The organism is Sphingomonas sp. IBVSS2 (assembly GCF_002127225.1).
Taxonomy (GTDB): domain Bacteria; phylum Pseudomonadota; class Alphaproteobacteria; order Sphingomonadales; family Sphingomonadaceae; genus Sphingomonas.
Genome location: NZ_NFUR01000005.1, coordinates 293,808 through 307,185, shown reverse-complemented (window position 1 = coordinate 307,185; position 13,378 = coordinate 293,808). Strand labels below are relative to the sequence as shown.

14 protein-coding genes are annotated in these 13,378 nt (G+C 69.3%); 6 read left to right on the top strand and 8 right to left on the bottom strand.

From position 1 onward, the window contains the following. Nucleotides 1-189: 189 nt before the first annotated feature. The 3 genes from CAP40_RS16975 to CAP40_RS16965 all read left to right on the top strand — a co-directional run bounded on the left by CAP40_RS16975 (nucleotide 190) and on the right by CAP40_RS16965 (nucleotide 4,902). Nucleotides 190-1,308: an FAD-dependent oxidoreductase gene (locus tag CAP40_RS16975; RefSeq protein ID WP_086130715.1), complete on the top strand. Its 1,119-nt coding sequence runs from the start codon at nucleotides 190-192 to the stop codon at nucleotides 1,306-1,308. A 61-nt stretch (nucleotides 1,309-1,369) separates the two neighbouring features. Beyond that, nucleotides 1,370-2,662, top strand: coding sequence for an ATP-dependent protease ATPase subunit HslU (gene hslU / locus CAP40_RS16970; protein WP_086130714.1), 1,293 nt, complete (start codon nucleotides 1,370-1,372; stop codon nucleotides 2,660-2,662). A 101-nt stretch (nucleotides 2,663-2,763) separates the two neighbouring features. After that, nucleotides 2,764-4,902 carry a S9 family peptidase gene (locus CAP40_RS16965; RefSeq protein ID WP_179188323.1) on the top strand — a complete coding sequence of 713 codons (2,139 nt, stop codon included), beginning with the start codon at nucleotides 2,764-2,766 and terminating at the stop codon, nucleotides 4,900-4,902. A gap of 30 nt (nucleotides 4,903-4,932) precedes the next feature. Here the strand turns inward: CAP40_RS16965 and CAP40_RS16960 are convergent, their stop codons facing one another. The 8 genes from CAP40_RS16960 to CAP40_RS16925 form a co-directional block, all read right to left on the bottom strand. After that, on the bottom strand, nucleotides 4,933-5,334 hold the full coding sequence (locus CAP40_RS16960) for a DUF6491 family protein (protein WP_256924304.1): 402 nt from the start codon (nucleotides 5,332-5,334) through the stop codon (nucleotides 4,933-4,935). An 11-nt stretch (nucleotides 5,335-5,345) separates the two neighbouring features. Next, complete coding sequence (locus tag CAP40_RS16955) at nucleotides 5,346-5,744, bottom strand: hypothetical protein (RefSeq protein WP_086130713.1); 399 nt, start codon at nucleotides 5,742-5,744, stop codon at nucleotides 5,346-5,348. 48 nt (nucleotides 5,745-5,792) lie between these two features. Next, nucleotides 5,793-6,515, bottom strand: a complete 723-nt coding sequence (gene gloB / locus CAP40_RS16950; RefSeq protein ID WP_086130712.1) for a hydroxyacylglutathione hydrolase — start codon at nucleotides 6,513-6,515, stop codon at nucleotides 5,793-5,795. A gap of 9 nt (nucleotides 6,516-6,524) precedes the next feature. After that, a complete protein-coding gene (locus CAP40_RS16945) occupies nucleotides 6,525-7,559 on the bottom strand; it encodes a nitronate monooxygenase family protein (protein WP_256924303.1) in 1,035 nt (344 codons plus the stop codon). Beyond that, nucleotides 7,553-8,008: a VOC family protein gene (locus tag CAP40_RS16940; protein WP_086130711.1), complete on the bottom strand. Its 456-nt coding sequence runs from the start codon at nucleotides 8,006-8,008 to the stop codon at nucleotides 7,553-7,555. The genes CAP40_RS16945 and CAP40_RS16940 overlap by 7 nt, the downstream gene beginning before the upstream one ends. 157 nt (nucleotides 8,009-8,165) lie before the next feature. After that, the gene (locus CAP40_RS16935; RefSeq protein WP_086130710.1) at nucleotides 8,166-8,942 is read right to left on the bottom strand and encodes a tetratricopeptide repeat protein; all 777 of its coding nucleotides are present in this window, start codon (nucleotides 8,940-8,942) and stop codon (nucleotides 8,166-8,168) included. Next, complete coding sequence (locus CAP40_RS16930; protein WP_086130709.1) at nucleotides 8,927-9,682, bottom strand: S9 family peptidase; 756 nt, start codon at nucleotides 9,680-9,682, stop codon at nucleotides 8,927-8,929. The genes CAP40_RS16935 and CAP40_RS16930 overlap by 16 nt, the downstream gene beginning before the upstream one ends. A 62-nt stretch (nucleotides 9,683-9,744) precedes the next feature. After that, nucleotides 9,745-10,653, bottom strand: a complete 909-nt coding sequence (locus CAP40_RS16925; protein ID WP_086130708.1) for a neutral zinc metallopeptidase — start codon at nucleotides 10,651-10,653, stop codon at nucleotides 9,745-9,747. A gap of 116 nt (nucleotides 10,654-10,769) precedes the next feature. Here CAP40_RS16925 and CAP40_RS16920 point away from each other — a divergent pair, with 116 nt between their 5' ends. The 3 genes from CAP40_RS16920 to CAP40_RS16910 are packed head-to-tail and all read left to right on the top strand — an operon-like array spanning nucleotide 10,770 to nucleotide 13,344. Continuing rightward, nucleotides 10,770-11,909, top strand: coding sequence for a patatin-like phospholipase family protein (locus CAP40_RS16920; protein WP_086130707.1), 1,140 nt, complete (start codon nucleotides 10,770-10,772; stop codon nucleotides 11,907-11,909). Nucleotides 11,910-11,918: 9 nt separating this feature from the next. Continuing rightward, on the top strand, nucleotides 11,919-12,704 hold the full coding sequence (locus CAP40_RS16915) for a 3-hydroxybutyrate dehydrogenase (RefSeq protein ID WP_086130706.1): 786 nt from the start codon (nucleotides 11,919-11,921) through the stop codon (nucleotides 12,702-12,704). A gap of 16 nt (nucleotides 12,705-12,720) precedes the next feature. Further along, complete coding sequence (locus CAP40_RS16910; RefSeq protein WP_086130705.1) at nucleotides 12,721-13,344, top strand: DUF4893 domain-containing protein; 624 nt, start codon at nucleotides 12,721-12,723, stop codon at nucleotides 13,342-13,344. Nucleotides 13,345-13,378: the final 34 nt, after the last annotated feature.

Sequence of the window (13,378 nt, the reverse complement as noted above, 5' to 3'; positions counted from 1 at the left end):
CGAGGGTTGGGTCGCGTCGGGGCGGATGGAAGCGGCATGCCAGCGCGTTCCCGTATCGCATGCATCCACCCACCCCCAACCCCTCCCTTGCAGGGAGGGGAGGAAGCGAGACAGGCATGAGCCCAGCTCATGCCTCCCCCTATCCGAAACGGGGTTGAGCCTCCCCGCCCCGCGCCTACCCTGCGCGCCATGTACATCGCCCGCCGCCCGCTGATCGCCTCCGCCGCACTCGCCCTTCCCGGCTGCGCGGCGAACCCGCGCCCGGCGACGCTGGCCAGCACCACGCGCGGCCCGAAATGCCTGCCGGCCGTCAATGTCGCACCCGGCCGAGTCATCCGCACCGTCGCGGGCCTGCGCCCCTATCGCGCCCAGGGCTTCGTCGTCCGGGCCGAGCCGCTGGGGGACAAGTGCCTCGTCCATAATTACGGCCATGGCGGCGCCGGCATCACGCTCGGCTGGGGCACGTCGCGCCTCGCGGTCGATCTCGGCCTGCCCGGCCATGGCGGACCGGCCGCCGTGCTCGGCTGCGGCATCGTCGGGCTCACCACCGCGCGCCTGCTCCAGGAAGCGGGCCGCCAGGTCACGCTCTATGCCGCCCAGCTTCCGCCCCACACCACGTCGAACGTCGCCGGCGGGCAATGGCATCCGGCCAGCCTCTACGATCCCGATCAGGTCACTCCCGAATGGATCGCGCAGTTCAAGGCGGCGATGGACTATAGCTGGCGTCGCTTCCAGATCATGGTCGGCGCGGAATATGGCATTCGCTGGGTGCCGACCTATCTCCAGATGCCCGACGATCCGGCCGGGGGCGATGCCGAACCCGATCTCTCCAGCGCCTATGAAACCGACCGCGTGATCCTCGGCCCCGGCGAGCACCCCTTCCCGGTCCGGCGCGTCCGCCGCTTCAGCACCATGTATGCCGAGAGCGGCCACCTCCTCCGCCAGCTGATGCGCGACGTCCAGATCGCCGGCGGCCGGTTCGTGGTCCGCGACTTCGCCACGCCCGCCGACATCCTCGCGCTGCCCGAGACGCTGGTGTTCAACTGCACGGGCCTGGGCGCCGGCAAGCTGTTCGGCGATACCGGGATCGAGCCGGTGCGCGGCCAGCTCGCCGTGCTCCTGCCCCAGGCCGAGGTGCAATATGCCGTCGCCGGGCAGATGGGCTATATGTTTCCTCGCGACGACGGCATCGTCTGCGGCGGCACTTTCGAGCATGGCGAATGGGACCCCACGCCCCAGCCCGAGCGGATCGCGAAGATCCTCGAGAAGCAGCGCGCCTTCTTCTCCGGCTTTCGCTGCACGGCTTGAAGCGGCGCGTGCGGCCCCCAACATCGGGGACCGCAACGAACCAGAGAACCCATTTCCCCAAATGAACGAGAATCTCACGCCCAAGGCGATCGTCGCCGCGCTCGATGCGCACATCATCGGCCAGAAGGACGCCAAGCGCGCCGTATCGGTGGCACTGCGCAACCGCTGGCGCCGCCAGCAGCTCTCGGCCGAGCTGCGCGACGAAGTCACGCCCAAGAATATCCTGATGATCGGGCCGACCGGCTGCGGCAAGACCGAGATCAGCCGCCGTCTGGCCAAGCTCGCCGATGCCCCCTTCGTGAAGGTGGAAGCCACCAAGTTCACCGAAGTCGGCTATGTCGGCCGCGACGTCGAGCAGATCGCCCGCGACCTGGTGGAAGAGGCGATCCGGCTCGAAAAGGAGCGCCGCCGCGCCGCGGTGAAGGACAAGGCCGAGGAAGCGGCGATGGGCCGCCTGCTCGATGCGCTGACCGGCAAGGACTCGTCCACGGCCACGCGCGAGGCGTTCAAGCAGCGCTTCCATGAGGGCACGCTGGACAATTCGGAGATCGAGATCGAAGTCGAGCAGGCCGGCGGCATGCCCTTCGAGATCCCCGGCGCACCGATGCAGATGATCAACCTGGGCGAGATGATGAAGGGCCTGGGCGGCCAGTCGCTCAAGCGCCGCAAGATGAGCGTGCGCGCCGCCTGGACCAAGCTGGTCGAGGAAGAGGCCGACAAGCGCCTCGACCAGGACGAAGTGAGCCGCGTCGCGCTCGCGGATGCCGAGGCCAACGGCATCGTCTTCCTCGACGAGATCGACAAGATCGCCGTGTCGGACGTGCGCGGCGGCTCGGTCAGCCGCGAGGGCGTCCAGCGCGACCTGCTGCCGCTGATCGAAGGCACCACCGTCGCCACCAAATACGGGCCGATGAAGACCGACCATATCCTCTTCATCGCCAGCGGCGCGTTCCATGTCGCCAAGCCGAGCGACCTGCTGCCCGAGCTGCAGGGCCGCCTGCCGATCCGGGTCGAGCTGAAGGGGCTGACCGAGGAGGATTTCGTCGCGATCCTCTCGGACACCAAGGCGAGCCTGGTCCAGCAATATGCGGCGCTGCTCGGCACCGAGGGCGTGCGGATCGACTTCACCGACGACGGCATCCGCGCAGTCGCGCGCATCGCCGCCGAAGTGAATGGCGAAGTCGAGAATATCGGTGCCCGCCGGCTCCAGACCGTGATGGAGAAGCTGCTCGAGGACATCAGCTTCGGCGCCGAGGACCGCAAGGGCGAGACGCTGGTGATCGACGGCGCCTATGTCGACGGGCAGCTCGCCGCCGTGGCGCGGAACACCGACCTGAGCCGCTACGTGCTGTAACGAAAATCCTCCCCGGGCGCGTCCCCGGGGAGGATTTGGCTTTCCCGTTGCCCGCCGGCTTGCCACGATCCCCGGCGATTCGTTTCGCAAGGGGAACCGCCATGAAGCGCCTGCTCGCCACCGCCGCCCTGCTCGCTGCCGGCACGGCGCTGCCTGCGCTCGCCCAGACCGTGCCCGCGCCCGCGCCCGCGCCCGCGCCGCCCGTCGCCGCGCAGAAGCCGCACGCGGTCAAGGCACCCTTCGGCGCCACCCGCAACGACGAATATTACTGGCTGCGCGACGACACCCGGAAGAACCCGGAGATGCTGGCCCATCTCAAGGCCGAGAACGCCTACGCCGATGCGGTGCTCGCGCCCGAAAGGCCGTTGGCGGACAAGCTCTATGGAGAGATCGTCGGGCACATCAAGCAGGACGACAGCTCGGTCCCCTATCTGAAGCGCGGCTATTATTACTACACCCGCTTCGCCACCGGCGCCGACTATCCGATCGTCGCGCGGCGCAAGGGCAGCATGGAAGCGCCCGAGGAAGTGATCCTCGACCAGCCGGCCATGGCGAAGGGCCACAGTTTCTTCCAGATCGCCGGCCGCGCGGTGAGCCCGGACAACCGGCTGCTCGCCTATACGCTCGATACCGTCGGCCGCCGCCAATATGTGCTCCAGGTGAAGAACCTCGAGACCGGCGAGACCTTCGCGGACAGCATCCCTAATGTCGAGGGCGGCGTGGTCTGGGCCGGCGACAACCGGACGATCCTCTACCTGGAGAAGGACCCCGTCACCCTGCTCTCCAAGCGGGTGAAGGCGCACATCCTCGGCACGCCCGCTTCCGCGGACCGGCTGGTCTATGAGGAAAAGGACGACACCTATTACATGGGCGTCGGCCGCACGACCGACGACCGGTATCTCTGCATCTATCTGCACAGCACGGTCAGCGACGAGCAGCGCTGCGCGCCCGCCGCGAACCCCGCCGGCTTCACGGTGGTCGCCCCGCGCGAGCGCGATTTCCTCTATCAGGCCGATCATCTCGGCGACCGCTGGATCGTCCGCACCAACTGGCAGGCGCCCAATTACCGGCTGATGGCGGTTGGCGACGCGCATCTCGCCCATGGCCGCGCGGCGTGGAAGGATCTTGTTCCCGCCAGCGACGACAGCTTCATCGAGGACTTCAAGCCCTTCGACGGCTTCCTCGCCATCGAGGAGCGCACCGAGGGCAACAAGAAGCTGCGCATCCTCGTCCCTGGCGCCAAGCCCTTCCCGGTCGCGGCCGACGAGCCCGCCTACACCATGGCGCTCGGCACCAACGAGGAGCCGGGCAGCGAATGGCTGCGCTACACCTATGATTCGCTGGTGACGCCGACCACCACCTATGAAGTGAACTACAAGACCGGTGAGCGCCGCGTGCTCAAGGTCCAACCGGTGCCGGGCTACGACCCGGCGAAATACGTCACCGAACGCGTCTGGGCCACCGCACGCGACGGCACCAGGGTTCCGGTCAGCCTGGTCCGGGCGAAGGGCCTGGCGAAGGACGGCACCGCCGCGCTCTTCCAATATGCCTATGGCAGCTACGGCTATTCGACCGACCCCGCCTTCTCGCCGATGCTCCCCGGCCTGCTCGATCGCGGCATGGTCTATGCCATCGCCCATATCCGCGGCGGGCAGGAAATGGGCCGCAAATGGTTCGACCAGGGCAAGGTGCTCAACAAGAAGAACAGCTTCACCGATTTCATCGACGTGACGCGCTTCCTCGTCGACCAGGGCTATGCCGCCAAGGGCCGCGTCGCCGCGATGGGCGGCAGCGCCGGCGGGCTGCTGATGGGCGGCATCGCCAACATGGCGCCGCAGGACTATCGCGTGATCGTTGCGCAGGTGCCCTTTGTCGACGTGGTCACCACCATGCTCGACACGTCGATCCCGCTCACCACCGGCGAGTTCGACGAATGGGGCAACCCCGCCGAGAAGCGCTATTACGATTATATGCTGAGCTACTCGCCCTACGACAATGTCGCGGCGCGGGCCTATCCGGCGATGTACGTCTCCACGGGCCTGTGGGACAGCCAGGTGCAATATTACGAGCCGGCCAAATGGGTCGCCCGGCTGCGCGCGAAGAAGACCGATGCCAACCCGCTCGTCTTCCGCGTCAACATGGAGGCCGGGCATGGCGGCAAGTCGGGCCGGTTCGAACGCTATCGCCAGCAGGCCGAATATCTCGGCTTCGTGATGGACCGGCTCGGCGTGGCGAAGTGAGCCCTGCTCCCCTTCGCGGGGAGAAGGGCGCTATTTCGCCTTCTCGTACGGCGTGAACCTGCCGAACATGCAATAGGCGCCCGGAATGCTCGAACCCGGATCGAGCACGCGGAACCGGTCGTTCCGGCAGAGCTGCGATCCGTGCACCTCCACGATCAGCGTGGTGTAGGGCCGCAGGCCCGGGCAGCTGCTCCCCAGGTCGTTGCGCCACAGCGTCCGCCCCACCGGCTTGTAGAGGATGGTGCGATCGTCAATGATCTGCGGGCCGTCGGAATCGGAGATGTTGATGCAGTCGCGCGGCGCGCCCGGCACCCGGTCGCCGAGCGCCGCTGCCAGGTCGTTCCGCGCCTCGGCCTGTTGCGAGGCCTGCATCTCGCTGCTGGCGGCACAGCCGGCCAGCGCGAGCATCGCGGCGATGATGGGCGCGCGCATCCCGGCTCTCCTCATTTGGTGTAGGGTACGAAGCTGCCGAGCGCGCAGCTGCTGGTCAACATGCCGCCGCCCAGTCGCGTGCGCGTGCGGACGATGTCGCCGCGGCACAGCTGGCCCGACGTGCTCTCGACCACCATCAGGTCATCGCTCGCCAGCCCGGTGCAGCTGCCGGTCACGTCGTTGCGCCACACCTTCTTGCGGCCCTCGATATAGAGGATCGTGTTCGGAAAGCCCTGGGTCTCGCCCATCCGCTCGCGCGGGATGCAGTCCTGCGGCTTGCCCGGCGTCAGTCCGGCAAGCGTCCTGGCGATCTTGGCCTCGTCGCGATCGGCGGTGCGCTGGGGCAGCGCGGCATTGGCGGCACAGGCGGCGGCGAAGGTGAGGACCGCGGGAATGGCGAAGCGGAACATCTCTATTCTCCTGTCGCCCCCGACCATCGCATCATAGCGCTTCGCCGATCAAAATGCATCCTTCGCCGCACGCCGCTCGGCAAGCTGGGCGGCGCTGGCGGCGCGCAGAAAGGGATTGGTGGCGAGTTCCTGGCCGATCGTCGTGGGCACGGTCGCCTCGCCCGCCGCGCGCGCGGCGTTCACTTCGGCCATGCGCGCGCGGATCGCCGCATTGTCCGGCTCGACGACCAGCGCGTAGCGGCCGTTCGACTGGGTATATTCGTGCGCGCAATAGACCCGGGTCTCGGGCGGCAGCTGCGCCAGGCGCCGCATATTGGCGTACATCTGCTCCGCCGTCCCTTCGAACAGCCGGCCGCAGCCCATGGCGAACAGCGTGTCGCCGACGAAGACCACCGCGTCCCCGGCGAAATGATAGGCGATGTGCCCCGCCGTGTGCGCCGGCACTTCCAGCACCTGCGCGACATGATCGCCGATACGCACCGCATCCCCTTCCCCGACCAGGCGGTCCGCCGTCGGGATCTTGGCCGCCTCCGCCGCGGGCGCGATCACCTCGGCGCCGGTGCGCGCCTTGATCCCGGCATTGCCGCCGGTGTGATCGGGATGCCAATGGGTGTTCCAGATCGCGGTGATCGCCCAGCCGCGCTCGTCCGCCTCGGCGAGCACCGGCTCGGCCTGGGCAGGATCGACCACGATCGTCTCGCCCGAGGCAGGATCATGGGCCAGCCAGATGTAATTGTCGCTGAGGGCGGGGATGCGGACGATCTGGAGCATGGCGGCAGTCTAGGCCCGCCCGCGCGCCTGCGCCAGTTCCGCGAGGAGCCGGCCGACCAGTTCCTCCGCCCCCATCGCCCGCACCCGCGCCACGCCGGTCCCGGCCCAGAGCGGCGAATAATCGCCCCGGCCATCCGCCTCGGCATGCGCGCGCAGCGGCGCCAGCGCATTGGAGCCATAGGGGAAGGCAGGCACTTCGTCGCGGATCGGGCCCAGTTCGCGCATCAGCCGGTTGACGATGCCCTGCGCCTCGCGGCCCGAGAACAGGTTGGTGAATCCGGTCGGCACCCGGGTGCCCAGCAGCGCGCGGAACGGCGCCGCGATGCCGCTCTCCCGCGCCGCGAGGAAGGCGGTGCCCAGTTGCACCGCGCTCGCCCCGGCCGACAGCGCCCGGGCGATGTCCGCGCCATCGACGATCCCGCCCGCAGCGATCACCGGCACCGCGATCTTCTCGGCCAGCAGCTCGGCCAGCGGAGTCGGCCGATGCGCCGGGCCCAGGAACCAGCCCGAATGCCCGCCGGCCTCGGCCCCCTGCGCGATCACCGCATCGACGTCGCGCGCGGCCAGCCAGCGCATTTCCTCGGCTGTCGTCGCATTGCCGAACACCAGCGCGCCCGCGCCGCGCACCCGCGCCAGCAGCGATGCCTCGGGCAGCCCGAAATGGAAGCTGACGATCGCCGGCCGCGCCTGCTCGACCGCCGCGCACAATGCGTCGTCAAAGGGCCGGCGAAGCGGCGGCGGCGGACCGGGTGCAACGCCTTCCTCGGCATAATAGGGCGCGAGCAACGCCCGCCAGGCATTCTCGTCGGGCGCCGGCTCGGGCAGCCGGTGGCAGAAGAAATTGAGGTTGAGCGGCCCGTTCGCGGCCGCGCGCACTTCGGCGACCTGCGCGGCCAGCTGCTCGGGCGTCAGCATCGCGCAGGGCAGCGATCCCACCGCACCGCCCCGCATCGCCGCGATCGCCAGCGCCGCGCCGGCGGCACCAGCCATCGGCGCCTGCACGATCGGGGCCCGCGCCCCCAGCGTCTCGAGAAAGCCTACCACTGCCCCGTATTGGGCATCGAGGCCCAGGGCTCGGCCGGTGCCAGCCGGTCGCCCGCCTGGAGCAGCTCGATCGAGATGTTGTCGGGCGTGCGGACGAACGCCATGTGGCCGTCGCGCGGCGGGCGGTTGATCGTCACGCCGCCGTCCATCAGCCGCTGGCAGGTCTCGTAGATATTGTCGACACGATAGGCGAGGTGCCCGAAATTGCGCCCGCCGGTATAGATTTCGGCCGGGCTGCCGTCCTCGGCCGGCCAGTTCCAGGTGAGCTCTACCTCGGCATCGGCGCGCTGGCCCTCGCCCTTCGAATCCTCGTCGGCGGCGAGGAAGATCAGCGAGAAGCGCCCCTGTTCGCTGTCCATCCGCCGCACCTGCCTGAGGCCCAGCAGCTCGAAAAAGGCGATGGTGGCGTCGGGATCCGTCACGCGGATCATGGTGTGGAGGTAGCGCATGCGGCGGGAGATAGGCGCTCCACTCCCCTCCCTGCAAGGGAGGGGTTGGGGGTGGGTCGGGTGCTCGGAGTACGGAAAGGCCTGGCGATACGGCATCCGTACCGCCAGGCCTCTACCCACCCCTCGATCCCCTCCCTTCCAGGGAGGGGAAGCGATGTCATTTCTCCGTCGCCGAGAACTGCTCCAGCGCCTTGCGGGCCGCGCTGGCGATGCCGGTGCCCGGCGCCAGCTCGATCGCCCGGTTCCAGGCCGTCCGCGCATCGGCCTCGTTGCCGCTCGCCGCGGCGACATTGCCCGCCTCGAGCTGGACGGAGGGATCGTCGGGCGCGCGTCGCAGCGCCTCGGTGACGTCGCGGGCAGCCCGGCCCAGATCGCCCGCGCGCCGGGCCAGCGTCGCGGAGAGCAGCCAGGCCAGCGGATCCTTGTCGGCATAGGTGAGCGCCTTGTCGATGTCGCTGCGCGCCGCGTCCATGTCGCCCGCCGCGACCATCGCCCGCGCCCGGTCGAGATGCGCCTCGCCCAGGTCGAGCCCGGCGAGCGTGCCCGTGGCCAGCGCCGCGTCGATCGCCGCGCGCGCCTTGGTCGGATCGCCCGCCGCGATCCAGGCATTGCCCGCCGAGGCCCAGTAATTGGGCGCGCGCGGATCCTTGCCGGTCTCCGCCTCGCGCGCCGCATCCTCGAACGCGCCGGCCGCCGCCGCCCATTTCCCCTGGTTCGCATAGGCGACGCCGAGGCACTGGCGCGCCAGCACGCCGCCGCCGGTGGTGCGCCACTGGATCGCATCCATCTGGCCCTTCACCGGATCGCCGGTCGCCAGGTCCATGCACTGGGTGAAGCGCGGCGGCTCCTTCTCCGGTGCGGCAGGAGCGGGCGCGGGCTTGGCCGGCGCGGTAGCGGGCACGGCCTGCAGGGCGAGGATCAGGAAAGGGAGCATAGGGCGAGCACTTCCTCGAGCGCGCGCACGATCAGGGCCAGGTCCTGCTCGCGCGAGAATCGATGTTCCGCGTCCTTGACCAGCAGAGTCTGCACCCTGTCTGAACGGATCGCCGCCGCCAGCCGCGGCGCGTGCTCCCACGGCACTTCCTTGTCCTTCTGCCCGTGCAGCAGCCGCACCGGCCCGCCCCAGGCGATCGGCTGGACGAGCACGCGGTTCGCCTCGCCCGATGCCCAGAAGGCGCGGGTGGTGACGGTCGGCCGGTCGCCATAGTCGTTGGGCGCCTCGATCCGCCCGGTCTGGAGCAGCGCCAGCTTCTGCTCCATGGTGAAGCCCCAGTCGGTGAAGTCCGGCGCCGCCGCGATGCCGACCATGCCGGCGACCATTTCCGGCCGCGCCTTGGCGATCATCGCCATGATCCAGCCGCCCATCGACGAGCCGACCAGCACCACCGGCCCGCGCGCCACTTCGTCGATCATCCGGATCGCGTCGTCGCGCCAGCTGGCCAGCGTCTCGGCCTCGAAATCGCCTTCGCTCTCGCCGCAGCCGGCATAGTCGAAGCGCAGATATGCCCGGCCGTTCGCCCTGGCCCATTGCTCGAGATGGAGCGCCTTGGTGCCTTGCATGTCCGAGGCATAGCCGCACAGGAACAGCACCGTAGGCCCGGTGCCGGGCGTGTGATGATAGGCGAGTGCGGGGCGGGACGGCGCTTCCGGGGCGGCTTGGATCTCTTCGGTCATGACGATGGCTTAGCGCGTCACCCCCCAACCCGTCATCCCCGCCTTCGCGGGGATGACGAAGATTAGATATTCCCCGAAAACGTGTCGCACTGCGCCGGATCGCCGCCCTCCAGCCCCTTGCGCAGCCAGGCCACGCGCTGGGCCGAAGTGCCGTGGGTGAAGCTCTCCGGCACCACGGTGCCCTGGGCCTCGCGCTGGAGCGTGTCGTCGCCGATCGCGTTGGCGGCGGTCATGCCCTCCTCGACGTCGCCCGGCTCGATCCGGTCCTTGTTGCGCGCCGCCCAGACGCCGGCATAGCAGTCCGCCTGCAGCTCGAGCCGCACCGACAGCGCATTGCCCTCGGCCCGGCTCGCCCGCGCCTGGCGCCGCGAGACTTCGCCCGAGACGCCCAGCAGGTCCTGGACATGATGCCCCATCTCGTGCGCGATCACATAGTCGCGGGCGAAATCGCCCTTGGCGCCGAAGCGCTGCTCCAGTTCCTGGAAGAAGCTGGTGTCGAGATATACGCCCTGGTCCGCCGGGCAATAGAAGGGCCCGACCGCCGAGCTCGCGGAACCGCAGCCCGAATCGACACGCCCCTGGTAGAATTTGATCGTCGCCGGCCGGTATTGCTTGCCTTCCTCGCGGAAGATCGCCGCCCAGGTATCGTCGGCGAGCCGCATCACCCGGCACGATTCGAGGCGCAGCTCGCCCTGGCAGACCTGCCGCCCGCTCTGCCCAGCGGTCGGCGACTGGCCGGCAGTGCCATTGCCGCCCGAGGTGCCGAGCAGCCCGCCACCGCCCCCGCCACCGCCGCCCATCGCGAACCACGCGATCGCGATCAGGCCGATGATCGCGATGCTGCCGCAGCCCATGCCGCGGCCGAGCAGCAGCGGCAACAGCCCCAGCAGCCCGAAGCCGCCGCCACCCCCGCCGCCGCCGCTTCCCAGGTCCTGGGCATTGTCGGTGGGGTCGATATCGTCGAGCCGCATGGCATCCCTCTTCGTTGGCGCGCCGCGACAATGCCCCAAGCGGCGTTGCGTTGCACGCACCAACCATCGCGAAACAGGCACTTCCCTCGGCGCATGGTTTCCGCCAAGGCAGGCGCATGGCAGACGCCGAGTCACGTCCCCGCCGCCAGGCCCCCGGCCTCCCGTTGCCGGACACGGTAGCGCTGGTGCTGCAAGGCGGCGGCGCGCTCGGTGCCTATCAGGCAGGCGTGATCGACGAACTGCAGGGCGCCGGCATCGAGGTCGACTGGGTCGCCGGCATCTCGATCGGCGCGGTCAACGCCGCGCTGTTCGCCGGCAATCCGCCCGAGAAGCGCATCGCCGCGATCCGCACCTTCTGGGAAGACGCCACCGCCGCGCTCCCCGATTTCTCGCTGCCGATGAACGACGCCGCGCGCGAGCTGAGCCATGAATGGGCGGCCGGCATGGTCATGCTGGGCGGCGTGCCCGGCTTCTTCCGCCCGCGCCTGCTGCCGCCCGGCTTCGCCGTCCCCGGCACGCCCGAGGCGCTGAGCTTCTACGATACCGCCCCTCTGCGCGAGACGCTCGACCGGCTGGTCGACTGGGAACTGCTCAACAAGGGCCCCGTCCGCCTCTCGGTCGGCGCGGTCGACATCAAGAGCGGCAATTTCCGCTATTTCGACACGCGCGACGAACGGCTCGACGCGCGCCACATCATGGCGTCGGGCGCGCTGCCGCCGGGCCTGCCGCCGGTGGAGATCGACGGCTGCTGGTATTGGGACGGCGGCCTCGTCTCCAACACGCCGCTCACCCATGTCCTCGACCGGCAGGATGCCGAGACGCTGATCTTCCAGGTCGACCTGTTCCCCGCCGCCGACGAGCTGCCGCGCACCATCACCGACGTGCTGGCGCGCGAGAAGGAGATCCGCTTCTCCAGCCGCACCCGCGCCGTCTCGGACGAGCGGATGCGGCTGCGCCAGGAGCGCCAGATGGTCTGCCGTCTGCTGGGCAAGCTGCCGCCCGAGCTGCTGGAGGACCCCGAAGTGCAGGCGGTCCGCGCCCGGGTCACCGAATATCCGGTCAGCCTCGTCCACCTGATCTACCGCGCCAACGCCTGGGAAGGCGGCGCGCGCGACTTCGAATTCTCGGCGCGCTCGATGCACGAGCATTGGCAGGCCGGGCGCATGGCGGTGGCGGAGACCATGGCCAATGCCCGGCTCGTCGCCCAGAACATCCTCGACGGCAACACCGCCGCCTTCGATCTGACGCAGCGTTAGGAGTATTCCATGTTCCTCAAGGGCAAGTCCGCGATCATCACCGGCTCCACCTCGGGCATCGGCCTTGCCTATGCCAAGGCGCTGGCGGCCGAGGGCGCGAGCGTGATGATCAACGGCTTCGGCGACGCGGCCGCGATCGAGAAGGAGCGTGCCGCGCTCGAGGCGACGAGCGGGGCCAAGGCGCTCTACGACGCCGCCGACATGACCAGGCCCGACCAGATCGCGGCGATGGTCCAGCGCTGCCATGACGAACTCGGCGGGCCGCACATCATCATCAACAATGCCGGCATCCAGCACGTCTCGCCGATCGAGGATTTTCCGATCGACAAATATGACGCGATCATCGCGATCAACATGTCCTCGGCCTGGCACATGACGCGGGCCGCGGTGCCGTTCATGAAGGCACAGAAATGGGGCCGCGTGATCTCCACCGCATCGGCCCACAGCCTGGTCGCCAGCCCCAACAAGAGCGCGTACGTGATGGCCAAGCACGCCATTGCCGGCCTCACCAAGACGATCGCCCTCGAAGTGGCGACCAGCGGCATCACGGTGAACTGCGTCTCGCCGGGCTATGTCTGGACCCCGCTGGTCGAGAACCAGATCCCCGACACGATGAAGACGCGCGGGCTCACGCGCGAGCAGGTGATCAACGACGTTCTGCTCGACGCACAGCCGACCAAGGAGTTCGTCCAGCCGGAACAGGTCGCCGCGCTGGTGCTCTTCCTGTGCCGGGACGAGGCGGCACAGATCACCGGTGCCAATTATTCGATCGACGGCGGCTGGACCGCGGCCTGAGAAGGGGCTTGGAACAATGAAGGGGATTCCCGCCGCCGCGCTGCTCGCGCTCGGGCTCACCGGCTGCAGCGTCTATCGCGACGCCACCGCCACGCGCCCGCCCGCCGGCTGGAGCTGGCGCAAGGTGATGACCGAGGCCGATGCCGATCGCATCCGCAGCTGGCGCCGTGCCTGGGACGACGCGCTCGCGCCGGCCAAGGCAGCGGCACCGGCCGCGATCGCGGCGGAGCCGGACCTGTTCGACCCCGATCGCGCGCTGAGTGCCGGGATGCCGCCCGCGGGCGAATATCGCTGCCGCACCTTCAAGCTCGGCTCCCAGCAGCCGCTCACGCCGTATTTCGCGGCCTATCCCGCCGGCCGGTGCCGGATCACCGTGCAAGGCCAGGAGACGCATTTCGTCCGCGTCGACGGCGAGCAGCGCCCGAATGGGCTGATCTACACCAACACCGACGCGCGCCCGATGTTCATCGGCGTGATGGTCCTGGGCGACGAGACCGCCCCCCTGCGCTACGGCGTCGACCAGACGCGCGACATGATCGGCTATGTCGAGCGCATCGGCGAAGCGCGCTGGCGGCTGGTCCTGCCCTATCCGGGGTTCGAATCGAAGCTCGACGTGATCGAACTGACGCCGGCGGGATAGCTGGAAACGCTCGAATCCCCCTCCCTGCCAGAGG